Below are 26892 nucleotides of genomic sequence, written 5' to 3'. Positions count from 1 at the left end.
GCGCATGGACGAGGAATCTTCCATCAGCGAATCGGTCTTCGCGCTGCGGCACGGCGCGTTCCCGCGCACGCCCGAGCTGCCGGCGCTGCTGCGCGAAGGCGACCTGGTCCGCGGGCCGGAGCGCGCCTACCGCATTCTCGGCGCGCCGCTGGAAGTCGACGTGAACAACGCGGCGTGCCACCGGGCGTGCGCGGAAGATTCCGGCGAAATCGTCTTCTTCAAGGCCTATCTCAACCCCGCGCCCGGCGGCGAGAACGACTGGACGGAAGCCTACGTCGCGCACAGCGCGGCGCTCTATCGGCGCGTCGCCGAATCGCCCGCCGGGGCGTGCTGCGTGCCGCTGCGCGACGTCTTTCTCGGCGAGCCGGCGCGCTTTCCCGGAGCGCGTTTTCTCTACTCGGCGTTCCCGTTCGTCGGCGACGGGCGGACGCTGCGCGAACTGCTCGCGCTTCCGCCGGGTTCTCCCGAAGCGCCGACGCCGCGGGAACGGCTCGCGCTCGCGCGGGATTTCGTCCGCGGGCTGAGCCGTCTGCACGCGCTCGGCGTCGTCCATTCCGACCTGAAGCCGGACAACGTCCAGATTTCGGCGGGAACGTCGCCCGAGTCGCGTTTCGAAGCGAAGATCAACGACCTGGACTTCGCGTTCTTCGAGGACGAGACCCCGCCGTGGGCGCACGCGCGCGGCCCGACGGGAACGCGCTGGTATTACGCGCCCGAGTTCGTCGCCTACGGCGCGACGGATCGGCGCGGCGACGTCTTTTCGGCGACGCTGGTGCTGTGCGAACTGCTCTGCGGCGCGCATCCCTGCCGCCTCGCCGCCGCGGAAAAAGGCGTTTCCTACGACGCGCTGCTCTGCGCGGGAACGCCGTGCTGCGCCGACGCGGTTCCGCCCTTCGTCGCGCCGCCGGAAGACGCCGGGCGTGCGCGCGCGCTCGCGGATCTGCTCCGCCGCGGCCTTTCGACGGACGCGCGCCTCCGCCCCGCCGCCGCCGACTTCGCCGCCGTCCTGCGCTGATTCCCGCGCGCCGGAGGAATCGCGGGACGGCGGGCTCGTTCCGTCGCCTTTTTGTTCCGCGGGCGAAAATTTTTTGTCGCGGGAAGGCGGAAAGGCGGATAATCTCTTCTCATCATTTAAAATTCGAATATCATGGCTAAAGAACCTTCAAAAAACTCCCCTGTCACCGACACGAAAAAGGCGCTCGAACTCGCGCTTTCCGCCATCAACAAGACCTACGGCGAAGGCACGCTCATGCGCATGGGCGACGCCACCAAGATGGACGTGACGACGATTTCCACCGGCTCGGTCGCGATCGACCTCGCGCTCGGCGTCGGCGGGCTTCCGCGCGGGCGCATCGTCGAGATTTACGGGCCGGAATCGTCCGGCAAGACCACGCTCTGCCTCAGCGTCATCGCCCAGGCGCAGCGCGAGGGCGGCACGGCGGCGATCATCGACGTCGAGCACGCGCTCGATCCGCGCTACGCGAAGGTCGTCGGCGTGGATCTCGAGAATCTGCTCGTCTCGCAACCGGAAAGCGGCGAGGACGCGCTGAACATCGTCGAGACGCTCGTGCGCTCGGGCGCGGTGGACGTCGTGGTGCTGGACTCGGTCGCGGCGCTCGTCTCCAAGCAGGAGCTCGACGGGCAGATGGGCGACACGACAGTCGGCCTGCAGGCGCGCATGATGTCGCAGGCGATGCGCCGGCTCACGGCGGCGATCGCGAAGTCGAACTGCCTGTGCATCTTCACGAATCAGATCCGCGAAAAGATCGGCGTGATGTTCGGTTCGCCGGAGACGACGCCGGGCGGCCGCGCGCTGAAGTTCTTCGCGTCGGTGCGCATGGACATCCGCCGCATCGGGCAGATCAAGGAGCCTTCGGGCAAGGTCATCGGCAACCGCACGAAGATCAAGGTCGTGAAGAACAAGGTCGCCTCGCCGTTCACGGAATGCGAGTTCGACATCATGTACAACGAGGGCATTTCGCGCACGGGCTCGGTGATCGACCTCGGCGTCGAGCACAAGATTCTCGAAAAGAAGGGCGCGTGGATCTCCTACGACGGCAATCTGATCGGCCAGGGCCGCGAAGCCGCCAAGGATTATCTGAAGAAGAATCCGGCGGTTCTGGACGAAATCCAGGGCAAGATCATGGAGAAGGTCCACCCGACCGTCGGCGAGACCCTCGGCGCGACCGAAGAGGAAAAGGCCGCCGAGTCCGCCGCCTGATTCCGCCTCCGAAAAAAGCGTTCCCGCGAAACACGGAAATCTCCCGCGGGAACGCTTTAATCGTTTAAATACCTCTCTCAGAAAAATTCCCCGCCATGTCCTCGAAACAGATCATCTCCGTTTTTTCGGCGTTCCTGCTGTGCGCGGCGACGCTTTTCGCCGGACCTCCGAAAAACGTCTTCGGGACGGCGGAGAAAAAGACGTCCGGCGACCTCGCGATTGAGCTCGCCGGGAACGCCTACGTCGTCAAGGGCAAGGACGGCGCGCGCATCGACAAGACCGACGGGCTCGTGAAGTGGACGAGCGCCGACGCGATGCCGACGGTCTTCTTCCGCCTGGAGGACCCGCAGAAGAACGTCGAAATCAAGATCCGCGCGCGCGGGCGTTCGACGATTCTCGTGAACGTGAACGGCGAAAAGAAGCAGACGTTCACGGTGAAGCTGAACTCGGAAGACTTCAAGGAATACACGGTCGGCAAGGCGTCGTTCCCGAAAGCCGGCTATCAGAACATCCGCTTCAAGGGGAAGAGCAAGGCCGGCGACACGTTCGGCGAAGTCTCCTCCGTGCTGATCAAGGGCGTCGGCGGGCACTCGAATTTCGTCCGCGACTTCGACCCGTATTGGGGGCGCCGCGGCCCGAGCGTGCACATGAACTATCACCTGCCGAAGGAGAAGAACATCGAGTATTTCTACGGCGAAGTCGTCGTGCCGAAAGGCATGGACAAGGTCGGCACCTACTACATGGTGAGCGGCTTCGGCGAAGGCTATTTCGGCATTCAGGTGAATTCGCCGACGGAGCGGCGCGTGCTCTTCTCGGTCTGGAGTCCGTTCGAGACGCAGGATCCGAAGGAAATTCCCGAGCATCTGCGCGTCGTGGAGCTCCGCCGCGGCAAGGACGTGACGATCAAGGATTTCGGGAACGAAGGCGCGGGCGGGCAGAGTTTCCTGCGCTACCCGTGGAAGGCGGAAGAAAACTACGGCTGCCTGACGCGCGTGCGCCCCGACGGGAACGGGAACACGGAATACACCGCGTATTTCCACGTGCCGAAGGAACGCAAATGGTTCCTGATCGCCTCGTTCCGCCGCCCGGCGACGTCCACGTGGTACAAGGGGGCCTACTCGTTTCTGGAGAATTTTCAGCCTGAGACCGGCTACCAGCGCCGCGAAGTCTTTTTCACGAATCTGTGGGTTTGGGACAAAAACGGAAAAGCCTACGAAATCACGGAGGCCGATTTCACCGTGGACGCCACCGGGAACGCCGGCGTGCGGCTCGACTACGCGGGCGGGCTTTCCGACGACAAAAAATCCTTCTTCCTCAAAAACTGCGGCTTCTTCAACGAGCTGACGGAATCGGGCACGCCTTTCGAACGCAAGTCTCTGGGCACGAAAGCGGCTCCGATCGTCAACTTCAAGGCGCTCGACGCGCTCTAAAGTTTTTCCGCGACCCAGAAGCGCGTGTCGTCGGAGAACTCGCGCACTTCGGGCGGCTCGTCACCCATGCGGGAACGCAGCTCGGAAAAGAGCACGCGGAAGCCCGCCGCCTCGAGCGCGGAGCGGATCTCCTCGGGCTCGGCGGCGTGGATGAACATCGCGCCCTGCGGCGTCGCGTGGTTGTAGTCGCCGAAGTCGTCGAGCGCGGGATCGCGCGCGCCGTTTTCCCAGCGTTCCCGCTCGGCGGTCCAGTGGGCGCGCCGCGCGGCGTGCGTGCGGTCGTGCCCGGTGAAGACGAAGACGCCGCCGGGGCGCAGGACGCGGGCGATTTCGCGGATCGCGCGTTCCCGTCGGGCGCGCTTGGGAATCATCTGCAGTCCGTTGAACGCGAAGATCGCCGCGTCGAAGCTTTCCACCGGGAACGAGAGCGCGGTCGCGTCCTCGACGGCGAAGCGCGCGCGGACTTCCGCGGGAACGCCGGGCGTTTCGGCGAAGACGGCTTCGGCGATCTCGACCATCGGCGGCGCGAAGTCCGTGACCGTCAGCCGCGCGTAGCCGAGCTTCGCGAGCCCGAGCGAAACGCGCCCCGCGCCCGCGCCGAGCTCCAGGATTTCCGCGTCGCGCGGGACGAATCTTTCGCAGAGCCCGCGTTCGGAGCGCCACAGCCCGACGTTCGCCGCCGCGCGCGCGTAGGCGAGCACGGTGTCCGGGTGCGAGAAAAAGGCGCGGTTGACGGCGTCGTCCACGGGAACGGTCTCAGTCGAGCGCGCGCGGCGTCCCGTGCGCCTGCAGGTCGTCGCGGACGAGCGGCGCGACGAGCTTTTTCAGCGCGGCGATTTCCTGCGGCGGGAGCGCCGTCTTGCCCGAATCGAGCCAGCGCGCGATTTCGGACCAGATTTCCGGGCTCGGTCGGCGCATCGCCGCGAGCACGCGGATTTCCTTCGCGAGCGGCGTGCGGTCGGCGTTCCCGTCGATCGCGCCGAGGCGGATGCGCAGCGAGACGACGTTCGCCCGCAGCTGCGAATGCCACGGGAACGCGCCCAGCCCCGCCTGCGCGACGCGGAGCGCGAGCCCCGTTTCGCCGACGCGCTCGAAAAGCTGCGTGACGGCGGCGAAATTTTCCGGCGAAAGCGAGGCGTCGGCGAGGAACTGCCCGAGCAGCAGGTCGGCGTGGCCCGCCTGTGTGCGCGCGCTCGCGGCGTCGGGATTCTTCTTCGCGGCGAGCGCGTAGGCGGCGGCGAGAATCGCGGAGTTCGCCGCCTCGCAGCCTTCCAGCGCCTTGGGCGAATTCTTCGAAATGTTCTGGTAGGCGAGAATCGCCTTTTCGGGCTCGCCCGCCGTGACGAACGCCTCGATCAGCGCGGAGACGAAGACGTTGGGCGGAAAACGCTTTTCGGAGGCGCGCTCGACGCAGGTTTCCGCGACCGCGGGAACGCCCGTCTCCGCCGCGAAATTCGCGAGCGTGAGGAGCGCCGACTGCTGCGAGGAGAACGCGTCGAAGGCGGCGGCGATTTCGGCGTCGCGCGATTCCGTTCTGCCCAGCCGCTCCAGCAGAAGCAGGCGCTGCAGATACGGCTGCGGCGCGGACGGGTTTTCCGAAATGCGGCGGTTCGTCGTGTCCAGCGCGGCGGCGACGTCGCCCGTCGAGAGCTGGAAGCGCGCGATCTGCGAAAGAATGACGTCGCGCTTCGCCGCCGGGAATGCGTTCACCTTCTCCGAAAGCAGCGCGACGGCCTCGCGCGTGCGCCGCGTCTCGAAAAGACAGCGCGCCTTCAGAATGAGGCCCTGTTGCGTTTCGGAGAGCTTTTCCTCGTCGAGAATCCTGAGCGCGTCGGTGCAGTCGCCGATCCAGAAAAGCGCCATCGCCGCGTGGTTGGCGACGACCGTGCGCACCGCCGGCGGGAGCGTTCCCGAGCCGAGCAGGGCGAGCGCCTGCTTCGCGGCGATGCGGTCCTGCTGCAGATCCGCCAGCGCGCCGAAGTAGCGGTTGAAGTACGCCGGCGCGAGCTCGGATTTCAGGTCGAGAAACTTGATGCCGTAATGGAGCGTCTGCAGCGCCGCCTTCGGCTCGATGAGCGAGGCGAAGAGCAGGCGCGCCTCCGTGTTCGCGGGATCGCACTTGAGCGCGATCTGCACGGCGGCGAGCGCGTCCGCGTCGCGGTTGCCCTTGCGCGCCGCCGCGGCGAGCTCGTGGAAATGCGCGCCGACGCGCGCGAGGTGCTCCCGCCGGATGGCGGCGACGTTCTCCGGCGCGTTCACGACCTTCGAAAGCGAAAAGAGCACGATGCGGCGCAGCGCGGGATCGTCGATCTTTTCCGCGCGCTCGATGAGCGTTCCCGCGCGGTCGCGGACGTCGTCCGGCTTATCGTAGAGCGCGAGATCCGCGAGCAGGAGCAGGTTCACGAAATCTCCGCCGGCGGCGGGATTCCGCGCCGCGCCGCCCGCCGGAGCCGGCTGCGCGGGAACGTGCTGCCCGTAAAAATCAGGATGCGGAAAAACGAAGGATGCCATGAGAATCGCGGTGGAAATTATTTTTTTCACGGAGTCCAATCAAACAGCCGCGCCCCTGCGAACGCAAACGGAAACTCCGCCCTCCGTCCCGAAGATCCGCGGCGGCTCAGCGTTCGATTTCGTGGAGGAAGAGGCCGCTGCGGAGCTTCGGCTCGAACCAGGTCGATTTCGGAGGCATGATTTCGCCGGCGTCGGCGACGCGGAAAAGGTCCGCCATCGTGACGGGGAAGAGCGCGAAGGCGACGGCGCCGTTCCCGGACTCGCGGCAGCGGCGTTCGAGCTCGCCGAGCCCGCGGATGCCGCCGACGAAGTCGATGCGCGTGTCGGTGCGCGGGTCGGCGATGCCGAGGACGGGCGCGAGCAGGTTCGCCTGCAGAATCGCGCAGTCGAGCGAGGCGATCGGGTCCGCCTCGTCGAACGTTCCCGCGCGCGCCGCGACGGCGTACCACCTGCCGCCGAGGAACATGCCGAACTCGTGCTTGCGCCTCGGCGCGAAGGGACCGGGCGTTCCCGCGGGCGCGACGTCGAATTTTTCGGAGATCTTCGCGAGAAATTCCGCTTCGCCGAGCCCGTTCAGATCGCGCACGACGCGGTTGTAGTCCATGATGAAAAGGTCTTCGTCGCAGAAAATCACCGCCATGAGGAAGTTGAACTCCTCGGTGCCGGCGTAGTCCGGATGCGCGGCGCGGCGGCGCGCGGAAACGGCGGCGGAGGACGCGGTACGGTGGTGCCCGTCGGCGATGTAGAGCGCGGGCACTTCGGCGAAGCCGTCGCGGATCGCGGCGATCGCGGCGTCGTCGTCCACTTTCCAGAGAATGTGCGAAACGCCGTCGTCGGTGCGGAAATCGTAGTCGGGGCGGTGAAAACGTATCCATTCGCGCACGACGGCGGCGATGCCTTCGTGCTTGCGGTAGGCGAGGAAGACAGGCTCGGTCTGCGCGGAGCAGGCGTCGAAGTGCTCGATGCGGTCGAGCTCCTTTTCCTTGCGCGTGAGCTCGTGCTTCCTGATCGTGCCGTCGAGGTATTCGTCCACGCTCGCGCAGCCGACGATTCCCGTCTGCACGCGCCCCCAGAGCATCTGGCGGTAAATGTAGAAGCAGGGCTTTTCGTCGCGGACGAGCGTTCCCGCGGCGACGAATTTTTCGAGGTTTTCGCGGGATTTGGCGTAGGTTTCGGGCGCGTGGATGAGCGCCTCGGAAGTGTCGATGTCGGCGCGGCAGACGTGGAGAAACGACTGCGCGTTCCCGCGAGCCATCGAGACGGCTTCGTCGTGGTTCATCACGTCGTAGGGGAGCGAAGAGACTTTCTCCGCGAGGTTTTTCGGAGGCCGCAGCGCGGCGAAGGGTCGAACGGTTGCCATGATGCGGGAGAGCTTAGAGATTCGCGCCTAAGGCTTAAAGCCTAAAGAGCGGCGGGGGCGCGGAGGGCTCTTTTTTGTTGCGCGGGCGGCGCGGGCGGTTCATGTTTTGGAACTAATTATGGGTATGTCCGTCAGATATAACATTTCGATCAACCAGGAGCTGATCGATCTCCTCCACCAGGTCTCGAAGGAGCAGAAAATCCCTGTCTCCAAATACATCCGCATCGCGGTGATCGAGAAGCTTCGCGAACACGGCAAGAAGGTCAGCGACGAATGCACCTACTGGGGCGCGCGCACCGATCTGCCGAACCGCGTCACCGAAGAGGAAAAGCGTCGCCTCCGCAAGGAACGCCGCGCCGCCAAGGCCGCCAAAGCCGCCGCGAAGGCGGCCGTGCAGCCGAAGCGCGCCTCCGCGCGTTGAACCGAACCGAGCGCGGGAACGCGCCGCAGCATTTTCGGCGCATGATTCCTTGCCCGTTCAAGAAAATTTTCCCTTCTGAGCTGTCCCGCGACGACGCCTATTTCATGGCGCACGCCTACAACGAGGCCGTCGCCGCGTGGAACGCGGACGAGGTGCCCGTGGGCGCCGTCGTCGCGCGCGACGGCGAAATCGTCGCTTCCGCGCACAATCTCACCGTCTCCTCGACCGATCCCACCGCACACGCCGAGATGATCGCCATTACGCAGGCGGCGCGCGCCGTCGGCGACTGGCGTCTGAACGACTGCACGCTTTACGTGACCAAGGAACCGTGCCCGATGTGCTCGGGCGCGACGCTGATGGCGCGTCTCGGGCGTGTCGTTTTCGCGTGGGGCGACCCGAAGATGGGCTGTCTCGGCGGCGCGACCGCGCTCCAGGACCTGCCGGGAACAAATCACCGCCCGCAGGTGGACCGCGGCGTGCTCGAAGCGCCGTGCCGCGAAATCGTGCAGGCGTATTTCCGGATCAAGCGGGAACGCGCCGCCGCGGCTCCCGCCGACGAACCCGACGCGGCGAAGGAGGCGCGCGCCTGATGGACGCCGCCGCCGTTCCCGCGTCGCTCCCGCCCGCGCTCGCGAAGGCGCGAGGCGTGCGCGCGCTTTTCGAAGCCGTCGCGCAGAACCGCTGCCCGCACGGGATTCTTTTCTACGGCGCGTCCGCCGCGGCGCAGGAGGCGGTCTGCCTCGCGCTCGCGGAGCGCATTTTGGGCGTTCCCGCGGGCAAGTCGCTCGATTTCCACGCCGTGCGCCCCGCGAACAAATCCCGCACGATCGGCATCGAGAGCGTGCTCGCGCTGGTGCGGGAAATCCAGCAGTCGCCCGCGTTCGGAGACCGCAAGGTCGCGTGCGTCTTCGACGCGGAGCGCCTCGGACGCGATTCCGCCAACGCCTTTCTCAAGACGCTCGAAGAACCGCCCGCGGGAACGTTCATTTTTCTGATGACGACGGCGGTCAACAAAGTCCTGCCGACGATTCTTTCGCGCACGCTGCATTTCCGCATTCCCGGAGAAACCCGCGTCGAGAACGAGGAATGGCGGCTTTGGCTCGACGATTTCTCGAAATGGATCGGCGGGCTCATCGCCGGCGAAGCCGCGGCGGACGTCGGCAAGTCCGTCTTTTCGGTCTACGCGCTGACCGTGCGCCTGCAGGCGCTGGTGAAGGAAATTTCCGACGCAGAATGGGACCGGCTCGAAGCCGCGCTTCCCGCGGGCGTTTCCGCCGACCAGAAGGACGCGATGCAGGTCGGCGCGGCGCGCGGCGTGCGGCACCGTCTGCTCGCGGAAATCCAGGAATCGCTGCTGCAGTCCGCGCTGCGCGCCGACGCGGGAACGCCGCTCGTTTCCGAGACCGCGCGTTCCTGCGCGCTGCTCGAACACCTCAACGGCCTGCTCGAACTGAACATGCAGGACGGCGCCGTCGTCGAGGCGTTTCTGCTCAACTGCCTGCGCATCTGGTCGCGCCGTCGCAAAAGCAAGTGAGCGCGCCGCGGGCGGGGCGTTCTTTAGGCTTTAAGCCTCGGGCTTTAAGTTCTAAGCTTCCGCGCATGTTCCCCGTTCCCGCCGCTTTTCTTTCCGCCGCCGTCGCGCTCGCGTTCGCGGCGGGAGCGGCGCGCGCGTTCGCGGCGGGCGTCGTGAAGAACGCCGATCTCGGCGGCTACCGCGTCGTCGTCGAAGGCGGCGGCGTCGAGGAACGCAAGGAAATCCAATACGACGCGAACGGAAACGTCGTGTACGATTCGCGCGGCGTGCTTTTCCGCAATCTCGAACGGGGCACGGTCGACGATTCGCTGCTCGGCGAAGGCCTGGATCTGAATCTCGACCCGACCGCCGATTCCGCGGACGATCCGACCGGCGTTCCCGAAATCGCCGTTCCCGCAGACGCGCCCGAAGCCGTGGCCGCCTCGGAACGCGCCGGCGCGGACGTTCCCGCCGAAAACGCCGCGGAGCCGGAAGCCGCCGCGCCCGCGCGTTCCCGCTCGCCCTGGGCGGTTTCGCCGAAGGCGCTCGCCGAAGCGCGGAAGATTCTCGCCGAAAGACGCGCCGCCGCCGCCCGCGTCCGCGCGGAGCAGGCGCGCCTCGAAGCCGAACAGGCGCGGCGCGCTCCCGCCGCTTCGGAAACGGCGGCGCTCGGCGCCGAGGACGATTCGCCCGCGTCGCTTTCCGACGATTCCGTCTTCGTCGATCCGCGCAACGCGCTCGTCTCGCAGCCGATGACCGAGGACGGCCGCAAGATGCCGTTTTATCTGCAGCGCGGCGACGCGGACGTCGGCGTCGATCCCGCGGGCGGGCTCAAGAATTTCATGAAGGTCAACGAGCGCTACGCCGGCAGCATCGAGCGCGAGGGCTACGAGCTCGAACGCAACGAAGGCTACGACAACGTCATCGCGATGAAGGAATGGCACTCGAAGTATTCGACGCTCGGCGTGCGCCGCACGGACCGCTACGACGTGCGCACGGAGCGCTACGACGCGCGTCTGGACGCCCCCGAGACGCTCGAGCGCCGTCTGCTCGACAATTCGCTGATGTGGGAGCGTTCCCGCGAGGCGCAGATTTCCGTGAACGACGCGCTCGCGCGCAGGCTCGTCGAGCGCTACACGACGGGCACCGCCGCCGGGAAATACGATCTGCGCCTGCCCGCGCCGGGCGAGCGCACGGGGCTTTCGATGCAGGATCTGAACCGCTACCAGTTCCGCCGTTCGCACTCGACGGAGGCGGGGCTTCCCGTCGTCCAGCCCGCCGGCGGTCTGAAGAACCTTCCGCAGTGACGCGGGCGGCGTTTTCCGCGCCGCTTTTTTTCGTCGCGGGAAGGGGCGCGGGGGCGTATGCTTGCGCGCTACTATGAACAATCCGTTTCAGACGCTCCGCGAATTCAACAGCCCGGCCTCGGGCAGAAAAGGTTTTTACTACAGCGTTCCCGCGCTCGAACAGGCGGGCATCGGGCAAGTCTCCAAAATGCCGGTCTGCCTGCGCGTCGTGCTCGAAAGCGTGCTGCGCAACTGCGACGGCACGCTCGTCACGGAAGACGACGTGCGCGCGCTCGCGGGCTGGAACGCCGCCAGGCCCGCCGACTCGGAAATTCCGTTCACGGTCGCGCGCGTGCTGCTGCAGGACCTCACGGGCGTGGCGCTGCTCGTCGATCTCGCGGCGATGCGCGACGCGGTCGCCAAGCTCGGGCGCGATCCCGCGCTCATCGAGCCGCTCGTGCCGATGGACATGGTCGTCGACCACTCCGTGCAGATCGACTACGCGGGAACGCCGGACGCTTTCCGCAAGAACATCGAAAAGGATTTTTCGCGCAACACGGAGCGCTACGAGCTGCTGAAATGGGGCCAGGGCGCGTTCAAGACGTTTTCCGTCGTGCCGCCGGCGGTCGGCATCTGCCACCAGGTGAATCTGGAATATCTCGCGCGCGTCGTCTTCGAGAAGGAGACGGACGCGGGAACGGTGTTCTACCCGGATTCGGTCGTCGGGACGGACTCGCACACGACGATGGTGAACGGCATCGGCGTCGTCGGCTGGGGCGTCGGCGGCATCGAGGCGGAAGCGGGCATGCTCGGCCAGCCGGTGTGCTTCCAGACGCCGGAAGTCATCGGCGTGCACCTCACGGGAACGCTGCCGGAAGGCGTGCTCGCGACGGATCTCGCGCTGCGCGTGACGGAGATTCTGCGCGCGGCGAAGGTCGTCGGCAAATTCGTGGAATTTTTCGGCGAAGGCGCCGCGTCGCTCTCGCTCGCCGACCGCGCGACCGTCGCGAACATGGCGCCCGAATACGGCGCGACGATGGGATTTTTCCCGGTGGACGAAAAGACGCTGGACTATCTGCGCCTCACGGGGCGCGACGAAAAGAAGGTCGCGCTCGTCCGCGACTATCTGCAGGCGCAGGGCATCTTCGGCATGCCGAAGGCGGGCGAAATCAGCTACACGAAGGTCATCGAGCTCGATCTCGCGACGATCACGCGCTCCGTCGCGGGACCGAAGCGCCCGCAGGACCGCATCGAGCTCGGGAACGTGAAGAACGTCTTCGAAAAATTCGTCGCCGAGACGAAGGGTGCGCCGACGTCCGCGGGAACGCTGAAGGACGGGAGCGTCGTCGTCGCGGCGATCACGAGCTGCACGAACACGTCGAACCCGAGCGTGCTCATCGCGGCGGGGCTGCTCGCGAAACGCGCGGTCGAAAAAGGCCTGAGCGTTCCCGCGCACGTGAAGACCTCGCTCGCGCCGGGCTCGCGCGTCGTCACGGATTACCTGAACGCGACGGGGCTCACGCCGTATCTGGACAAGCTCGGCTTCAATCTCGTCGGCTACGGCTGCGCGACGTGCATCGGCAATTCCGGGCCGCTCGCGCCGGAAATCGAAGACGCGATCCGTAATGAAAAACTCATTACGACGAGCGTGCTTTCCGGCAACCGCAATTTCGAAGCGCGCATCCACCCGCTCATCAAGTCGAATTTCCTGATGTCGCCGCCGCTCGTCGTCGCGTTTGCGATCGCGGGCAGAATCGACGTCGATCTGGAGAAAGAGCCGCTCGGCGTCGGCGCGGACGGAGAGCCCGTCTTCCTCAAGGACATCTGGCCGAAGCAGGCGGAGATCGACGCGCTGATCGCCGCCGGCGTGAAGCCGGAAATGTTCGCGAAGCGCTACGCGTCGTTCGACGACGCGACCGCGGAATGGAAGACCGTTCCCGCGAGCGAGGGCGCGCTCTTCGGCTGGCGCGACGACTCGACCTACGTCCAGCTGCCGCCGTATTTCGACGGCTTCGGCATGGCGCTCCCGCCGCCCGCGAAGCTCTCGGGAATGCGCCCGCTCGCGATTCTCGGCGATTCGGTGACGACCGACCACATTTCGCCCGCCGGCGCGTTCGCGCCCGAGACGCCCGCAGGAAAATACCTCACCGAACGCGGCATTCCGCGCGAAAAGTTCAACACCTACGGCTCGCGCCGCGGGAACGACCGCGTCATGGTGCGCGGCACGTTCGCGAACGTCCGCATCAAAAACAAAATGGCGGACGGCAGAGAAGGCGGCTTCACGAAGCTGCAGCCGGCGGGAACGCCGACGACCATCTTCGAGGCGAGCGAAGCCTACAGGAAGGCGGGAACGCCGCTCATCGTCTTCGCGGGCGTCGATTACGGCATGGGCTCTTCGCGCGACTGGGCTGCTAAGGGCGCGGCGCTACTCGGCGTGCGCGCGGTCGTGGCGCGCAGCTTCGAGCGCATCCACCGCTCGAACCTCATCGGCATGGGCGTGATTCCGCTGGAGTTCACGAACGGCGAGAGCGCGGAGACGCTCGGGCTCGACGGCACGGAAACCTTCGACGTCGAAGGGCTGGAAAACCCCGTGAAGCCGAAGCAGACGGCGACGCTCGTCGTCCGCCGCGCGAACGGCGAAGTCTCGCGCGCGACGCTGCTCTGCCGCATCGACACGCTCGCGGAATCGCACTACCTCGCGAACGGCGGCATCCTGCAGTACGTCCTCCGCAAGATTCTGAAGTGAACTTGTCCGACGAGGCGCCTTTCCGCGAAGATGTTCAAAAAAAATCCGCGAGTCGAAAAAAAGATGTTGACGGCGGAGAGAATTTCGGGTTTTATGGCGTCTCTTTCCTTTCGTCGGTTAGGTAGCTCAGTCGGTAGAGCAAGGGACTGAAAATCCCTGTGTCGGCGGTTCGATCCCGCCCCTGACCACCATTTTCCTTCCGCCCGCGAGCGCAAACCTCGCGGGCGGTTCTTTTTTCCGCTTCGGCGTTGCGCCGGTCCGCGGGAACGCGTAGCTTTTTTTTCATGAAAATCGGAATTCTCGTTTTGGCGTGCGTTATTTTCGCCGTCGCGGCGGCGGCGGTTTTCGTCCGCTCGCGTCATGAATGCCCGAATTGCCGCGGAGCGGCGCCGCTCGCGGAAGCGCTCGCGATGCCGGAATGGCTGCGCGAAATCGAGGCGGAAAATCTCGGGCGCGTCTTCGCCGGCGACGAGGAAAAACTGCGTTTCGCGATTCGGCTCGCGGAAGAGAACGTGCTTCGCGGGACGGGCGGTCCGTTCGGCGCGGCGATTTTTTCGCTCGCCTACGAAAGGCTGATCGCCGTCGGCGTGAACCGCGTCGTTCCCGCGAAGCAGTCGTGGGCGCATGCGGAAATGACGGCTTACGCGCACGCGCAGAACCGTCTCGGTTCGCACGATCTGAAAGGCTGCGCGATCGCGTCGAGCTGCGAGCCGTGCGCGATGTGCACGGGCGCCACGCCGTGGAGCGGCGTCGAGAAGCTGATCTACGGCGCGTCGGGAGACGCCGCGCGCGGCGTCGGATTCGACGAAGGCGACAAGCCCGCGGATTGGCGCGGCGCGCTGGAAAAACGCGGCGTCCGCGTGGTCGGGCCGCTTCTGGAGGACGCCGCGGGAACGCCGTTCCGGCTTTATCGCGAAAAGGGCGGAGAAATCTACTGAACCGAGGAAGCACGATGAGAGCGGTCGTTCAACGGGTGAAGCGGGCGAGCGTGAGCGCGGACGGGAGCGTCGTCGGCGCGATCGGCAAGGGGATGCTGATTCTGCTCGGCGTGGAGGCGGGCGACACGGAGGCGGATGCGGACTGGCTTGCGACGCGCTTGGCGCGCGTGCGGATTTTCGAGGACGCGGACGGCAAGATGAATCTTGCGGCGCGCGACGTCGGCGGTAGCGCCCTCGTGGTGAGCCAGTTCACGCTTTTCGGGACGATGCGCAAGGGCTCGCGCCCGTCGTTCAATCGCGCCGCTGTTCCCGCGGAGGCGATTCCGCTCTACGAAAGCTTCACGGCGAAGCTTTCCGCCCTGTTGGAGCGGCCGGTGCCGACGGGGCGCTTCGGCGCGATGATGGACGTCGAGCTCGTGAACGACGGTCCCGTGACGCTGACGCTGGATTCTCGACGCCCGGATTTCTGAGCGCGCCGGCGGCCGAAGATTTTCTTGAAAGCGAAGACGTCTGGGTGCAGGCGGAGACGGCCGTCGGGACTCTCCTCTTAAGCTTTGCCCCTTAAGCTTTAAGCTCTCTCCCTCAGATCGTGTACTTGTCGATGACGTCCTGCGGGATTTTGGTCGCGCGCTTCGTCTTCAGGTCGATGAGCGCGTAGGACGCGTGCCCGTCGGCGACGAGCTTGCGCGTGTCCTTCTTGATGATCTTGAAGGTGAGCGTGATGGACGCGTCGGCGAAATCGACGATACCCGTCTCGACGATGAAGGCGTCGCCGAGCCCGAGCGCGCGCTTGTAGTTCATCGTGATGGACGTCTGGTACCAGCCGAGTCCGCGCGCGGCGAATTCCTGCATGGACATTTTGTAGCAGCGTTCCATCTGATCGAAGCGCGCCGCGAGCACGTAGTCGATGTAGCGCGAGCTGTGGACGTGCTGATACAGGTCGATGTCGTCGGGGCGGACCTGCATTTCGGTTTCGAAGCGGGAGAATTTCGGGGCGGAATCGTTCATTTGTTCAGAGTTTCTTCTTCGTTGAAGCGTTTCGCCTTCGGGTGATTGTAGCCGAAGAGCGGAATGACGTTGATGAAAAGGTAAAAGCACACGCCGACGACGATGCCGCAGTCGGCGACGTTGAAGGCGGGCCAGCGGCCGTAGAGCGGCAGGTGGACGTCGAGAAAGTCGATGACGTGATTGTGCGCCACGCGGTCGAGCAGGTTGCCGACGATCCCGCCGGCGAGCAGGCCGAGCGCGATCTGCGAGGGCAGGCGCTCGAGCTCGAGATGGCGGCGGAAGAAGAACAGCGCGGCGAGCGCGGCGACGGCGAAGAGGCTCAGCAGAATCTGATGCCCGGCGAAGAGGCTCCACGCCGCGCCGGGATTGTCGATGTGCACGAGGTAGAAGAAGCTTTCCACGACGGGAATCGGCGCGAACGCGGGATCGAAGCCGAAGTCTCCCGGCAGCGCGTAGGTCGGCTGCCCGGGCGCCCACGGAATCAGCCAGATCACGAGCAGCTTCGTGAGCTGGTCGAGCGCGAAGACGCCGAGAGCGATTTTCCAGAAAATCGCGTACTTGCGGATTCGTCGGAGGCGGAACGTCATGAAAATCCGATTACGGTTCTTCGTGTTCTTCCGGCAGGGAGATCGGCGAGTCGTTTTCGATGTCGATGACCTCGGAGATGTCTCCCGTCGCGTTGGCGCGGCGGCGGCGGGCTTCGACGCGGCGCTGCTTTTCCGCCTCGATCTTGCCTTCGACGGAATAGCGCGTGAACGGCACCTTGTTGAGGCGTTCCGCGGGAATGGGCTTTCCGGTGATTTCGCAGATACCGTAGGTGCCTTTCTTCATGCGCTCGACGGCGATGTTGATTTCGGAAAGCTCCTCCTGCTCGGCGGCGAGGCGGCTGATCGCGAAGTCGCGGTCGAAGGCCTCGTTGTCGATGTCCGCCGTGTGCTGGCTGTAGGCGGAGACGTCGCCGGTCTCCTCCTTGCCTTCCTTGCGGAACGCGTTCTCGGAGTGGCGGGAGATGTTCGCCATCAGCTCGTCCTTGCGCGCCATGAGCTTGCGGTAGTACTTGCGCCATTTTTCGGGAATGAGCGCCTCTTCCTGCGAAACGGCGTCCTTCGCGAACGGGTTGAAGCCGAAAAGGTCGCTGATCGAGACGGCGCCGACGGTGCGCTTGCCGTCGCTCTTCGGGAGCTCCTTCAGAATGATCTTTTTGTTTTCCGCCTTCTTGGCGGGAACGACGCCGAGCTCCGGGCTGAAGACGTTGATGCCCGCCGTGCCGCGCTGAAAGAGCAGCTGTTCGAGCTCTGCCGGCGTGTAGGCGCGCGCGCGGTTCGGCGAGACGCGCTTGGAGGCGGCGCGCACGTCGCGCGGCACGGAAATGGCGGCGGTGGAAGCGCCGCGCGCGGCTTCAGCCTTGGGCTTTCTGCCGCGCTTCGCGGGAGCGATCAGCGGGCGCGCCTCCTGTTTCGCGGGAACAGTTTTTGCGGGGCGCGTCTCCGCCTTCTTGGCGGGAACGGGCTTCGCGGGAACGCTTTTCTTCGTCGCCTTCGCGGGCGCGGCTTTCTTCGCCGGCGGCGTCTTCACGGCGGCGGATTTCTTCGCGGGAGCCTTCGCCGGCGTCTTCGCGGCGGGGCGTTTCGCGGCCTGCTTGGAGGAAATTTTCTTGGCTGACATAAGAATAAGATTCTGACTGCGTTGAAAAGGAGGTATCGCCTTGCTGAAAAAGGTTGCGAACAGCATGTTGATTTCCGCTGAAGTGTCAATTCAACGCGCGCCGCGCCGCGCGCTTCCGCGCGAAAAATTCTTGTTGCGTCGAAAAAAACGTTCTCGTAATATCGACTCTTCATTCTCGACTTGTCTTCGGTCGAGGCGCGGCCGCAGCAGTTGCGGGCCCGTGACTACCACGGAGACACATCCAACCAATGAAAAAATACAAACTGAATGTCAAGAAACGCGACGGCATCGGCCGCGGGCCGGCTCGTCGCCTTCGCGCCGCGGGCGCAATCCCGGGCGTGATTTACGGAAAAAGCGGCTCGAAGCCCGTCGCCATCGACGCGGTCGAATTCCGCATGATGATGCGCGCCAAGGGCGAAAGCGCCGCTCTCGTCGAGATTGCTGTCGACGGCGCCGAGACGCTGCTCTCCCTCATCAAGGACTTCCAGCGCGACGCCGTCTCGCAGAAGGTCGTTCACGTCGACATCCTCGAGGTCGATCCCAACGTGCAGATGACCGCCACGATCCCCGTCCACATCAAGGGCGAAGCGATCGGCGTGTTGCAGGAAAACGCGACGCTCGAAGCGGTGCACGAAATCATCGTCCGCTGCCTCCCGAAGGACCTGCCCGAATTCATCGAAGTGGACGTTTCCGGTCTGCACGCGGGCCACACGATTCACATCGACGCGCTGCCGCCGATTCCGGGCGTCACGTTCCCGGCGAATCAGAACACCGTCGTCGCGTCCTGCACGGTCGAAAAGCAGGAAGAAGAACCCGCTCCCGCTGCGGAAGGCGAAGCCGCTCCTGCGGACGCCGCCGCTCCCGCGCCCGAAAAGAAATAACTTCGGTCCGCGCGTGTTTCTCGCCTTTCGGCGTTTGTTCTTTAAAATTCGATGTTCGTTTCCGCCATTTACGGTCTGGGCAATCCCGGCAAAGAGTACGAGTTCACCCGCCACAACACGGGTTTTCGCGTAGTCGATGCTCTGGCGAAGCGCCTCGGCGCCGAGTTCCGCAAGGACGCGGCGCTGCGCGGGGAGTTCGCGAAAGCGCGATTCGGCTCCGCGGGAACGCTCTGGCTCGGGAAGCCGCTGACGTTCATGAATCTCAGCGGCGAGTGCGTGGGGGCTCACGCCCGCTACCACAAGCTCGACTTCTCCACGGTCGCGGTCGTCTACGACGACATCGCGCTTCCGGTCGGGGCGGTCAAGATTTCCCAGGGCGGCGGAGACGGCGGCCACAACGGAATCAAGAGCGTCATCCGCTGCTGCGGGAACGCCTTCATCCGCTTCCGCGTCGGCATCGGCGCGAAGCCTTTCCGCGAACAGCCGCTCGCCGACTTCGTGCTGGGGAAACTCGGCGACGAGGAAAAGAACATTTTCGAAACACGGCAGGCAAACTTCATCCAAGGCCTGGAGCTTCTGATTTCCCAGGGGCTTTCCGCCGCACAAAACCTTATCAACAGAAAAGACAACAATGAACGACCTTAACAAATATCGTGTGAACATGATTTTCGATGTCCGCGGCGTCACCGCCGAGGCGCAGATCGAGAAGATCAAGACGCTCATCTCCGCGCTCGGGGCGACCCTCGAGGAAGTGACGGATCTCGGCGTCAAGGACTTCGTCCGCGTCACCAATCGACGCATGCCGAACGCGCACTACACGCAGTTCGACGTCGCCGCCGCGACGACCTTCCCGGTCGCCTTCCGCGAAAAACTTCGTCTCGACCGCACCATCAAGCGCATCCTGATCCAAGCCCGCTGACCGTAACCCCGAATCGCAAAGGACACCCCGAAAATGGCATCGTTCAACAAAGTGATCCTCATGGGCAACCTCACGCGCGATCCCGAGCTGCGCACGCTTCCGAGCGGCAACGCCGTGGCGCGCATCGGGCTTGCCGTCAATCGCGCCTACCTCTCCAAGGAAGGCGAAAAGAAAGAAGAAGTCACCTACGTGGACGTGGACGCTTTCGGAAAACAGGCGGAAACGATCGCGAAGTGGTGCACGAAAGGGCGCACGCTGCTCGTCGAAGGGCGTCTGCGTCTCGACCAGTGGGACGACAAGACGACGGGCGAAAAGCGCTCGCGCCTCGGCATCGTGCTCGAAAACTTCCAGTTCGTCGGCTCCCGCGGTGACTCGCCCGCCGGAGGCGCTTCCGCGCCTTCCGACTACGACGACGTCGCTCCGGCTCCGCGCCGCGCTCCCGCGCCGTCGCGCCAGCCCGCGCCGCCGCCGCCGGCTTCGTCGGACATGAACGACGAAGACGTCCCGTTCTGATTCGGTTCCGGTCTCGGAAAACAACAACGTTCAACATTTAACAAAACAAAATTATGGCACTCTCTGAAGTCCTCCTCAAAAAGCCCGTCGCCGGTCTCGGCGCCGAAGGCGATCAAGTCAAGGTCCGCGCCGGTTTCGCGCGCAATTTCCTGTTCCCGCAGGGAATCGCCGTTCCCGTGACGCAGGCGAACCGCAAGCAGATCGAAGCGCTCAAGAAGGCGCGCGCCGAACGCGAAGCCAAGGAACTCGAAGCGGCTAAATCCGCCGCCGAAAAGCTCGCCGGCGTCGCCCTCACGTTCGCCGTCAAGACCGGCGAAGGCGGAAAGCTCTTCGGCTCGATCTCCACGACCGACATCGCGAAGAAGCTCGCCGAACTCGGCCACGAAATCGAAAAGAAGGCGATCCACCTCGAACATGGCGCCATCAAGCACCTCGGCAAAACCTCCGCCGTCGTCAAGCTGCACGCCGAAGTCTCCGTGGAAATCTCCGTCGAAGTCGTTTCCGAAAATCCGGTCGAAGAAGTCGCGGAAGACTCCGCCAAGGGCAAGAAGGGCGCCCGCAAGCCGCGCGCTCCGAAGGCCGAGGAAGCCGCCGCTTCCGACGAAGCTCCGAAAGCCGAGTAAACGAATCTCCTTTCGTTTGACGAGCGTTCCCGCCTTCCCGCGGGAACGCTTTTTTTGCGCGCGCGGGCGGGGCGCGTCGGGGAAAGAAAGTCCGCGGTTGCGTTTTCGCGGCGGGGGCTTTTTCCTATCCGCATGAAAGTTCTTCGAGCAGCAAGCGCCGGGTTCTGCCGCGGCGTCGAACGCGCCATCAACATCGCCCGCGAATACGCCTTGCGCGGGAGATTTCCCGTGTTTACGGACGGTCCGCTCATTCACAACAGCCAGATGATGGCGGAGCTCGCCCGCGAAGGCGTCCGCGAGCTCGGCGACTACCGCAGCAGCGAAAAGCTCGAAATCGATCTCGACGACGAGGCGCGCGGGAACGCCGTGCTCATCGTGCGCGCGCACGGCATTTCGCCGCAGCGGCGCGAGTATCTGCGTTCGCTTGGGCTGGAATTCCGCGACGCGACCTGTCCCGACGTCGCCGCCATCGCCGGGCGCGTGAAAATGTATGCGCAGAAAGGATACGCGACCGTGATCTTCGGCGATCCCGACCATCCCGAAGTCGTCGGCATTCTCGGCTATTCGCGGGGGCGCGGCTACGCGGTGCGCTCGCTCAAGGACATCGAGAAGCTGCCCGAGCTCGGCGAAAAAGTCTGCATGGTCTCGCAGTCGACGATGTATCCGGACGAATTCGAAAAACTCGTCTCGGCGCTGAAAAAACGCTTTCCCGAAGCGCTCATCTTCAACACGATATGCGGCGCGACGCGCGACCGCCAGGGCGACGTTCCCGCGTTGGCGCGGGAAGGCGCGGAGGCGATCGTCGTCATCGGCGGCAGGCATTCGGCCAACACGCTGAAGCTGGCCCGGCTCGTCGAGCGCCAGGGCATCCCGTGCTTCCACGTCGAAACGCTCGCGGAGCTCGATCTGAACGCGATCTCCCGCTACGGGACGGTCGGCGTCACGGCGGGCGCGTCCACGCCGGGCTTCCTCATCGACGAAGTCTGCGACGCGCTGAAGAAGTTGTGAAGATTTCGGCGAAGCGGAGCCCGACAAAAAAACGCGCCCTTTGCGGGGCGCGTTTTTTTTGACGGGACGCGAAAATCACGCTTCCGTGGAGAAGGCTTTCTCCTTGACCTTCGTCGCGCTCTTGCCGAGGCGTTTGCGCAGGTAGTGGAGGCGCGCCTTCATCGGGACCGACTTGCGTTCGACCTCGATCTTGACGACGTTCGGGCTGTGCACCGGGAACACGCGTTCGACGCCTTCGCCGGAGGCGATGCGGCGGACCGTGAAGGCTTCCTGAATGCCCGTGCCTTTGTGGCTAATCACGATTCCGGAGAAGATCTGGATGCGCTCCTTGTCTCCTTCACGCACTTTCGTGTGCACGCGGACGCCGTCGCCGACGCGGAAATTGTTGCGGTCGGCCTTCAGCTGGGCTTGTGTAAGCGAATTAAGAATTTGCTGGCTCATTGTTGTATGTCTTTTAAAAGTAAATCAGGTCGGCGTTCGCGCGTTTTTTTCAGCTGCTGCTCGTGGCGCCAACGCCGTATTTCGGCGTGGTTGCCGGACAAAAGAACCGGCGGAACGGGCATGCCTCGGAAAACCTCGGGACGCGTATACTGAGGAAAGGAAAGAAGATTGGCATTAAAACTGTCGCTCGTCAACGAATTTTCTTCGCCGAGCACGCCGGGAATCTGTCGGGCGATGCAGTCGACCAGAACCGCTGCCGCGATCGTGCCGTTCGTCAGCACGTAATCGCCGATGGAAATCTCGCGCGTGACGAGCGCGTCGCGGATCCGCTGATCGATGCCTTCGTAATGCCCGCTGAGCAGAACGAGGCGCTTCTTGCGGGAAAGCCCGCGCGCGATATCGTTCGTCAGCGGCTCGCCGTCCGGACAGAGATAAATCACCTCGTCCGCGGGTTCGTCTCCAACGACGGCCTCCACCGCGTCGAAGACGGGCTGCGGCGCCATGAGCATGCCGGCTCCGCCGCCGAAAGGGCGGTCGTCCACGCGGCGGTGCTTGTCCGTCGACCAGTCGCGGACGTCGTGCAGGCGCACGTCCACGAGCCCGTTCTCCACGGCGCGCCCTAGGATGCTCTCGGAAAAGAATCCGGAGACCATCTTCGGGAACAGCGTGAGAATGTCGATCTGGAGCGGCATCGTAAAAAAAAAGGCGTTCTCGCGGACGGGAACGCCTTTCTCTCGAAAAGGTGAAACGCGGCGGGAGCGTTCCCGCGGAATTACGCGGCGGGAGCGGCCGCGACTTCCTTGCGCGCGCGCTTGATGAGCGAGCGGACCGTGTCCGACGGCTGCGCGCCGCACTTCACCCAGTAATCGACGCGGTCGAGATCGACCGTCAGCGGCTGCGTGTTGCCTTTGGCGGCGGGATTGTAGGCGCCGACGATTTCGACGAAGCGTCCGTCGCGACGCGCCGTGCTCTCGCAGACGACGAGGCGATAGTTCGGCGCGTGAGCGGCGCCATGACGTTGCAATCTGATACGAAGCATTGTGTTTCCGTTTGTTTGATGTATTGAAAAATTGAAAGAAAGGACATGAAACCTTAACGCGCCCTCTCCGTCAAGCGCGAAAAGCGCGGAAATGTTTTCGGTCGTCGGCGCTCGCGCTTGACAAAGTCCGCCCGAGTGAATGAAAGTAGGGAGCAACTTATTTTGATTCAAGAACTATGGAAACACTTAAAGGAAATTTACTGGTGGCTCAAAGCGGCGGACCGACGCCGGTCATCAACGCGAGCCTGGCGGGCGTTCTCGCCGCCGCGCTGCAGTTCGAAGACGAAATCGGCGAAATTTACGGCGCCGTGAACGGTGTCGAGGGAATTTTGAGCGAAAATCTGATCGATCTCGCCGCGGAGTCGCAGCAGACGGTGCGTCTGCTCAAGACGACGCCGGGCGCCGCGCTCGGCTCCTGCCGCTACAAGCTCAAGAAAGAGCAGGATCTCGCCCGCATTCTTGAAGTCTTCAAGGCGCACGACATCCGTTATTTCCATTACATCGGCGGGAACGACTCGCAGGATTCCTCCAAGCGCATCGCGGACTACTGCGCCGCGCAGGGCTACGAAATCCGCGTCGTCGGCGTGCCGAAGACGATCGACAACGACCTCGTCCTCACCGACCACTGCCCGGGCTACGGCTCGACGATCAAATACATCGCGACGTCCGTGCGCGAACTCGCCTGCGACTGCGAATCGCTCGGCCGCCACGACCTGGTGACGATCATCGAAGTCATGGGCCGCAGCGCCGGCTGGATCGCCGCCGGCTCCGTGCTCGCGAAGCGCCGCGCCTGCCCGGAAGACGCGCCGCATCTCGTTCTTCTGCCGGAAGTGCCGTTCGACCGCGCCGCCTTCGTCGAAGCCGTCCGCAACGTGCTTTCGCTGAACCGCCACTGCGTCGTCGTCGCGGCGGAAGGACTGAAGGACGCCGACGGGAACTATCTCGGCGCGAACACGGCAGTGCTCGACGCGTTCGGGCATCCGCGCCTCGGCGGCGTCTGCGAATACCTGAAGGAGGTCGTCGAAGAATCCTTCGCGGGCGTGAAGACGCGCACCTGCCGCCAGGGGCACATTCAGCGCACCGCCTCGCACTGCGCCTCGAAGACCGACGTGGACGAGGCCTTCATGGCGGGCGCCGCGGCGGTCAAGGCCGCCGTCGCCGGCGAAAGCGGCAAGATGGTCATCCTCGTCCGCGAGGAAAAGGACCGCTACCAGGTGAAGGCGGAGCTCGCGCCGCTCGACGAAGTCGCCAACGGCGTGAAGACGTTCCCGCAGAACTGGATCGGCGAAAACGGCATGACCGTCGGCTTCCAGTTCGCGAAGTACGCGCTCCCGCTCATTCAGGGCGCGCCGCAGCTTACGGACGAAGCCGGCGTTCCCAAGATGGCGATTCTCGACCGCGTCGCCGTCGAAAAGCTCTGCCCGCCGTACGAAACCCGCTGAAAAGCCGACAAAAAAAACTTGTATTTCGCGGACGGAGCTACAAAATGTCCGCAGATACAAATTCATTCGAGAGGAAAAAACTTATGAAATTCGCAAAACTGGTTTCCATCATCCTGTCCCCGATCTTCCTCGCCGCGGCGCTGTTCGCGGCTCCGGACACCACGGTGCAGGCAGCCAAGAACGACGTCGTCGTCGTCGTCAACGGCGTCGCGTCCGCGCTGAAGCCGGGCGACACCGTTCCCGCGGGCGCCGTCGTCAAGGCCGGCAAAGGCAGCGCCGCCCAGCTGAAGCTTCCCGACGGCTCTCTCGTCGGCGTCGGCGAAGGCGCCGAAGTCACGGTCTCCGTCTCCGAGACGGGCACCGCCACGGTGATTTCGCTTGGCAGCGGCACGATCACGGTTCAGTCCAACGCGCCCAGAGGTTCTTCGGTGACGATTCTGACGCCCTCCGGAACGGTCTCGGGCACGAAGGGCACCGTCACGGTCACGGCGACCGCCGCCACCGTCAGCGTCACCTCCACCTCCGGCAGCTGGCGCGTCACGGGAACGAACGGCGACACCGGCGTTCTCGGCGCCAATCAGACGGTTCTGGTGAAGAAGGGAGACGCCACGTTCGCGCCGCGTCCCGCCACGAAGTCGGAAGCCGCCAAGGCCGAAACGACGCTTTCCGCCGACGGAGCTTCCGGCGCGGAAAAGCCCGCCGCTCCCGCCGCTCCGGACGCGGGGTCCGATTCGGTCAACATCGAAGGCAACGACATCAACACGAACGTCACGCCCAATTCGCCCGCCATCGGTTGATCCGGCGCGCGAGTTGTCCGCGAAAAAGCCGTTCCCGTTTTCGGGAGCGGCTTTTTTCGTGTACGAATCGCCGCGCCGAAAGTCCGCGAAATTTTTTGAAGGAATCGCGCGGACGCCGAAAAAGCTTTCGTGAGAAAGCGCAAAAAAGGACGACCGGGAGCGGCCGTCCTTTTTCGCGCGGGAACGCGGGAACGCGTCAGAGAATGGCGCCGGGGCGGATGTCGGCGGCGGCGGGGAACTTCGCCAGAAGCTCCTTCGCGGAGGTGACGAAATTGTCCACCTGCAGGCCGGCCGTTCCCGTCTCGGCGGCGGCGACTTTCGCGATCGCGTCGAAGTCCTCGCGGGCGAGACGCAGGCGCCCGTCCGCGGCGAGGCGGTCGAAGAGGTCGTTGCGCGAAATTTTTCCCTGCCGGATGTCGCGCGCCGTGGCGACCGCGTGTTCCTTGATGACTTCGTGCGCGGTCTCGCGCCCGACGCCGCGCTTGACGGCCTCCATCATGATCGTCGTCGTGAGCAGGAACGGCAGATAGTAGTTCTTTTCGCGCTCGATGACGGGAACGTTGATCTCCATCTGGTTGAGAATGACGAGGAACGTCTCCAGCAGCGCGTCGATCGCGAAGAACGAATCCGGGAGCGCGACGCGGCGCACGACGGAGCACGAGACGTCGCCCTCGTTCCACTGGTCGCCGGCGAGGTCCGCCGCCATCGCGAGGTAGCCCTTGAGAATGACGTGCAGGCCGTTGAGGCGTTCGCAGCTGCGGGAATTCATCTTGTGCGGCATCGCGGAGGAGCCGACCTGACCGGGCAGGAAGCCTTCGCTCGCGAGCTCGTGTCCCGCCATCAGGCGGAGCGTCTTCGCGAAGCTCGACGCGCCCGAACCGATGTGGACGAGCGTCGAGATCGTCGCGAAATCCAGCGAGCGCGGATAGACCTGGCCCGTCGCGTTGAACGCGTGCGGAATGCCGAGGTGCGCGCGCACGCGGGAATCGAACGCCATGACTTTTTCCACGTCGTGGTCGAAAAGCGTGAGCAGGTCGAGCTGCGTACCGACCGCGCCCTTCACGCCGCGCGCCGGGTAGTTGGCAATGAGCGCGTCGAGCTCGCGCAGCGCGACGAGCATGTCTTCGCCGAACATCGCGAAACGCTTGCCGAAGGTCGTGAGCTGCGCGGCGACGTTGTGCGTGCGCGAGGTCATCGCGACGTCGCGCGTTTCCGCGGCGCGCTCGGCGAGGCGTTTGATCGCGGCGACGGTCTTGAGGCGGATGTATTCGAGCGAGCGGAACACCTGCAGCTGCTCGACGGATTCCGTGAGGTCGCGCGAGGTCATGCCCTTGTGGATGTGCTCGTAGCCGGCGAGCGCACAGAACTCCTCGATGCGCGCCTTCACGTCGTGGCGCGTGACGCGTTCGCGCGCGTTGATGGAGTCGAGATTCACGTCGTTCTTGACGCGTTCGTAGGCTTCGATCGCCTCGGCGGGAATGTCGAGCCCGAGGTCGCGCTGGGCGCGCATGACCGCGATCCAGAATTCGCGTTCGAGGATGATTCTTCCCGTCGCCGACCAGATGTTGCGGATCGGCTCCGTGGCGTAGCGTTGAGCGAGGACGTCTGCGATTTTTTCCATAAATTCGTTCAAAAAGGTTAAGCGCGGATTATCGCCGAAGGCGCGCGGAATTTCAATTGGAATAGCGGCGCGAAAACGGGACCGCGCGGTGATGTACGGCGCGCATGGAGCCGTCGGTCTCGCGGACGAAGACTTCGACGACGTCGAAGCGGTGCACCGGCGGGCGTTCCCGCAGTGAGTTCAGATATGCGCGGGCGGCGCGTTTCTGCGCGTTGCGCTTGCGCGCGTCCACCGCCGCGTAGCCGCCGTGCGGATCGTCTTCGGAGCGCGTCTTCACTTCGACGAAGACGAGGCAGTCGCCGTCGAGCGCGACGATGTCGATTTCGTCGCGCCCGTGCCGCCAGTTCCGCAGGAGAATCTTCGCGCCTTCGCGCCGCAGAAATTTCGCCGCGAAAGCCTCTCCGGCGTCGCCGCGTTCCCGCCGCGAGGTCTTCGGCCGCCTTCGCGGGAACGCGGCGCGCGCGAGCTCGGCGAGTCTCCGGAAAAACGTATTCAGAAAACCCATATGC

29 protein-coding genes and 1 tRNA gene are annotated in these 26892 nt (G+C 64.7%); 19 read left to right on the top strand and 11 right to left on the bottom strand.

The window, feature by feature from the left end; all coding sequences use genetic code 11:
- Positions 1 to 4: 4 nt before the first annotated feature.
- From ACQREB_RS05175 to ACQREB_RS05165, 3 genes are all read left to right on the top strand, one after another.
- Positions 5 to 1015, top strand: coding sequence for a protein kinase domain-containing protein (locus ACQREB_RS05175; RefSeq protein WP_427766115.1), 1011 nt, complete (start codon positions 5 to 7; stop codon positions 1013 to 1015).
- Positions 1016 to 1147: 132 nt separating this feature from the next.
- A complete protein-coding gene (gene recA / locus ACQREB_RS05170; RefSeq protein ID WP_427766112.1) occupies positions 1148 to 2221 on the top strand; it encodes a recombinase RecA in 1074 nt (357 codons plus the stop codon).
- Positions 2222 to 2316: 95 nt separating this feature from the next.
- Positions 2317 to 3651: a DUF3472 domain-containing protein gene (locus tag ACQREB_RS05165; RefSeq protein ID WP_427766109.1), complete on the top strand. Its 1335-nt coding sequence runs from the start codon at positions 2317 to 2319 to the stop codon at positions 3649 to 3651.
- Here ACQREB_RS05165 and ACQREB_RS05160 read toward each other — a convergent pair.
- The 3 genes from ACQREB_RS05160 to ACQREB_RS05150 all read right to left on the bottom strand — a co-directional run bounded on the left by ACQREB_RS05160 (position 3648) and on the right by ACQREB_RS05150 (position 7522).
- On the bottom strand, positions 3648 to 4397 hold the full coding sequence (locus ACQREB_RS05160; protein ID WP_427766107.1) for a class I SAM-dependent methyltransferase: 750 nt from the start codon (positions 4395 to 4397) through the stop codon (positions 3648 to 3650). The two genes, ACQREB_RS05165 and ACQREB_RS05160, sit on opposite strands and share 4 nt — an antisense overlap.
- Before the next feature lie 10 nt (positions 4398 to 4407).
- On the bottom strand, positions 4408 to 6162 hold the full coding sequence (locus ACQREB_RS05155; protein ID WP_427766105.1) for a hypothetical protein: 1755 nt from the start codon (positions 6160 to 6162) through the stop codon (positions 4408 to 4410).
- A gap of 106 nt (positions 6163 to 6268) precedes the next feature.
- Complete coding sequence (locus ACQREB_RS05150) at positions 6269 to 7522, bottom strand: DUF1015 domain-containing protein (protein ID WP_427766102.1); 1254 nt, start codon at positions 7520 to 7522, stop codon at positions 6269 to 6271.
- A gap of 124 nt (positions 7523 to 7646) precedes the next feature.
- Here ACQREB_RS05150 and ACQREB_RS05145 point away from each other — a divergent pair, with 124 nt between their 5' ends.
- From ACQREB_RS05145 to dtd, 8 genes are all read left to right on the top strand, one after another.
- Positions 7647 to 7943, top strand: a complete 297-nt coding sequence (locus ACQREB_RS05145) for a ribbon-helix-helix domain-containing protein (protein WP_427766100.1) — start codon at positions 7647 to 7649, stop codon at positions 7941 to 7943.
- A 41-nt stretch (positions 7944 to 7984) separates the two neighbouring features.
- The gene (locus ACQREB_RS05140; protein WP_427766098.1) at positions 7985 to 8533 is read left to right on the top strand and encodes a nucleoside deaminase; all 549 of its coding nucleotides are present in this window, start codon (positions 7985 to 7987) and stop codon (positions 8531 to 8533) included.
- Positions 8533 to 9477 carry a hypothetical protein gene (locus ACQREB_RS05135; protein WP_427766095.1) on the top strand — a complete coding sequence of 315 codons (945 nt, stop codon included), beginning with the start codon at positions 8533 to 8535 and terminating at the stop codon, positions 9475 to 9477. Before ACQREB_RS05140 ends, ACQREB_RS05135 begins: the two co-directional genes overlap by 1 nt.
- A gap of 65 nt (positions 9478 to 9542) precedes the next feature.
- Positions 9543 to 10763 (top strand): hypothetical protein, encoded by a 1221-nt coding sequence (locus ACQREB_RS05130; RefSeq protein ID WP_427766092.1) that lies wholly within the window; start codon positions 9543 to 9545, stop codon positions 10761 to 10763.
- A 73-nt stretch (positions 10764 to 10836) separates the two neighbouring features.
- Entirely contained in the window at positions 10837 to 13488 is a 2652-nt protein-coding gene (acnA, locus tag ACQREB_RS05125; RefSeq protein ID WP_427766090.1) for an aconitate hydratase AcnA, read from the top strand.
- A 115-nt stretch (positions 13489 to 13603) separates the two neighbouring features.
- Positions 13604 to 13679 (top strand) — tRNA-Phe (locus ACQREB_RS05120).
- 93 nt (positions 13680 to 13772) lie between these two features.
- Positions 13773 to 14426 (top strand): nucleoside deaminase, encoded by a 654-nt coding sequence (locus ACQREB_RS05115; protein ID WP_427766087.1) that lies wholly within the window; start codon positions 13773 to 13775, stop codon positions 14424 to 14426.
- Between the two features lie 14 nt (positions 14427 to 14440).
- A complete protein-coding gene (gene dtd / locus ACQREB_RS05110; protein WP_427766086.1) occupies positions 14441 to 14896 on the top strand; it encodes a D-aminoacyl-tRNA deacylase in 456 nt (151 codons plus the stop codon).
- 112 nt (positions 14897 to 15008) lie between these two features.
- Here the strand turns inward: dtd and ACQREB_RS05105 are convergent, their stop codons facing one another.
- The 3 genes from ACQREB_RS05105 to ACQREB_RS05095 are packed head-to-tail and all read right to left on the bottom strand — an operon-like array spanning position 15009 to position 17099.
- Positions 15009 to 15434 carry an acyl-CoA thioesterase gene (locus ACQREB_RS05105; protein WP_427766083.1) on the bottom strand — a complete coding sequence of 142 codons (426 nt, stop codon included), beginning with the start codon at positions 15432 to 15434 and terminating at the stop codon, positions 15009 to 15011.
- Complete coding sequence (gene lspA, locus ACQREB_RS05100) at positions 15431 to 16021, bottom strand: signal peptidase II (protein WP_427766081.1); 591 nt, start codon at positions 16019 to 16021, stop codon at positions 15431 to 15433. Before lspA ends, ACQREB_RS05105 begins: the two co-directional genes overlap by 4 nt.
- 10 nt (positions 16022 to 16031) lie before the next feature.
- The gene (locus ACQREB_RS05095) at positions 16032 to 17099 is read right to left on the bottom strand and encodes a TraR/DksA family transcriptional regulator (protein WP_427766078.1); all 1068 of its coding nucleotides are present in this window, start codon (positions 17097 to 17099) and stop codon (positions 16032 to 16034) included.
- Between the two features lie 248 nt (positions 17100 to 17347).
- On the opposite strand from ACQREB_RS05095, the gene ACQREB_RS05090 reads away from it, so the two are divergent.
- From ACQREB_RS05090 to ispH, 6 genes are all read left to right on the top strand, one after another.
- A complete protein-coding gene (locus ACQREB_RS05090; protein WP_427766076.1) occupies positions 17348 to 17980 on the top strand; it encodes a 50S ribosomal protein L25 in 633 nt (210 codons plus the stop codon).
- A 51-nt stretch (positions 17981 to 18031) separates the two neighbouring features.
- Positions 18032 to 18625 (top strand): aminoacyl-tRNA hydrolase, encoded by a 594-nt coding sequence (gene pth, locus ACQREB_RS05085; protein ID WP_427766073.1) that lies wholly within the window; start codon positions 18032 to 18034, stop codon positions 18623 to 18625.
- Positions 18626 to 18641: 16 nt separating this feature from the next.
- Complete coding sequence (locus tag ACQREB_RS05080; protein ID WP_427766070.1) at positions 18642 to 18899, top strand: 30S ribosomal protein S6; 258 nt, start codon at positions 18642 to 18644, stop codon at positions 18897 to 18899.
- Between the two features lie 33 nt (positions 18900 to 18932).
- Positions 18933 to 19412, top strand: coding sequence for a single-stranded DNA-binding protein (gene ssb / locus ACQREB_RS05075; protein ID WP_427766068.1), 480 nt, complete (start codon positions 18933 to 18935; stop codon positions 19410 to 19412).
- Positions 19413 to 19465: 53 nt separating this feature from the next.
- Positions 19466 to 20035 carry a 50S ribosomal protein L9 gene (gene rplI / locus ACQREB_RS05070; protein WP_427766065.1) on the top strand — a complete coding sequence of 190 codons (570 nt, stop codon included), beginning with the start codon at positions 19466 to 19468 and terminating at the stop codon, positions 20033 to 20035.
- A gap of 132 nt (positions 20036 to 20167) precedes the next feature.
- Positions 20168 to 21043 carry a 4-hydroxy-3-methylbut-2-enyl diphosphate reductase gene (gene ispH, locus ACQREB_RS05065; RefSeq protein WP_427766063.1) on the top strand — a complete coding sequence of 292 codons (876 nt, stop codon included), beginning with the start codon at positions 20168 to 20170 and terminating at the stop codon, positions 21041 to 21043.
- A 75-nt stretch (positions 21044 to 21118) separates the two neighbouring features.
- On the opposite strand, the gene rplS is transcribed toward ispH, so the two are convergent.
- The 3 genes from rplS to rpsP form a co-directional block, all read right to left on the bottom strand.
- Complete coding sequence (gene rplS / locus ACQREB_RS05060; protein ID WP_427766061.1) at positions 21119 to 21484, bottom strand: 50S ribosomal protein L19; 366 nt, start codon at positions 21482 to 21484, stop codon at positions 21119 to 21121.
- Positions 21481 to 22176: a tRNA (guanosine(37)-N1)-methyltransferase TrmD gene (gene trmD / locus ACQREB_RS05055; protein WP_427766060.1), complete on the bottom strand. Its 696-nt coding sequence runs from the start codon at positions 22174 to 22176 to the stop codon at positions 21481 to 21483. Before trmD ends, rplS begins: the two co-directional genes overlap by 4 nt.
- A gap of 80 nt (positions 22177 to 22256) precedes the next feature.
- The gene (gene rpsP / locus ACQREB_RS05050) at positions 22257 to 22508 is read right to left on the bottom strand and encodes a 30S ribosomal protein S16 (RefSeq protein WP_427766057.1); all 252 of its coding nucleotides are present in this window, start codon (positions 22506 to 22508) and stop codon (positions 22257 to 22259) included.
- A 191-nt stretch (positions 22509 to 22699) separates the two neighbouring features.
- Between rpsP and ACQREB_RS05045 the strand changes: the two genes are divergently transcribed.
- Together ACQREB_RS05045 and ACQREB_RS05040 are read left to right on the top strand one after the other, a co-directional pair.
- Positions 22700 to 23965 carry a 6-phosphofructokinase gene (locus tag ACQREB_RS05045; protein ID WP_427766055.1) on the top strand — a complete coding sequence of 422 codons (1266 nt, stop codon included), beginning with the start codon at positions 22700 to 22702 and terminating at the stop codon, positions 23963 to 23965.
- Between the two features lie 83 nt (positions 23966 to 24048).
- Entirely contained in the window at positions 24049 to 24762 is a 714-nt protein-coding gene (locus ACQREB_RS05040; RefSeq protein ID WP_427766053.1) for a FecR domain-containing protein, read from the top strand.
- Between the two features lie 196 nt (positions 24763 to 24958).
- On the opposite strand, the gene purB is transcribed toward ACQREB_RS05040, so the two are convergent.
- Positions 24959 to 26383 carry an adenylosuccinate lyase gene (gene purB, locus ACQREB_RS05035; RefSeq protein ID WP_427766050.1) on the bottom strand — a complete coding sequence of 475 codons (1425 nt, stop codon included), beginning with the start codon at positions 26381 to 26383 and terminating at the stop codon, positions 24959 to 24961.
- Positions 26384 to 26435: 52 nt separating this feature from the next.
- Positions 26436 to 26888 (bottom strand): YraN family protein, encoded by a 453-nt coding sequence (locus ACQREB_RS05030; RefSeq protein ID WP_427766047.1) that lies wholly within the window; start codon positions 26886 to 26888, stop codon positions 26436 to 26438.
- Positions 26889 to 26892 lie beyond the last annotated feature (4 nt).

This window comes from Candidatus Spyradosoma sp. SGI.093 (assembly GCF_050314555.1).
GTDB lineage: Bacteria > Verrucomicrobiota > Verrucomicrobiia > Opitutales > UBA953 > Spyradosoma.
Note: the sequence above shows the minus strand (reverse complement) of the source record. Positions and strands in the feature narration are given on the sequence as shown.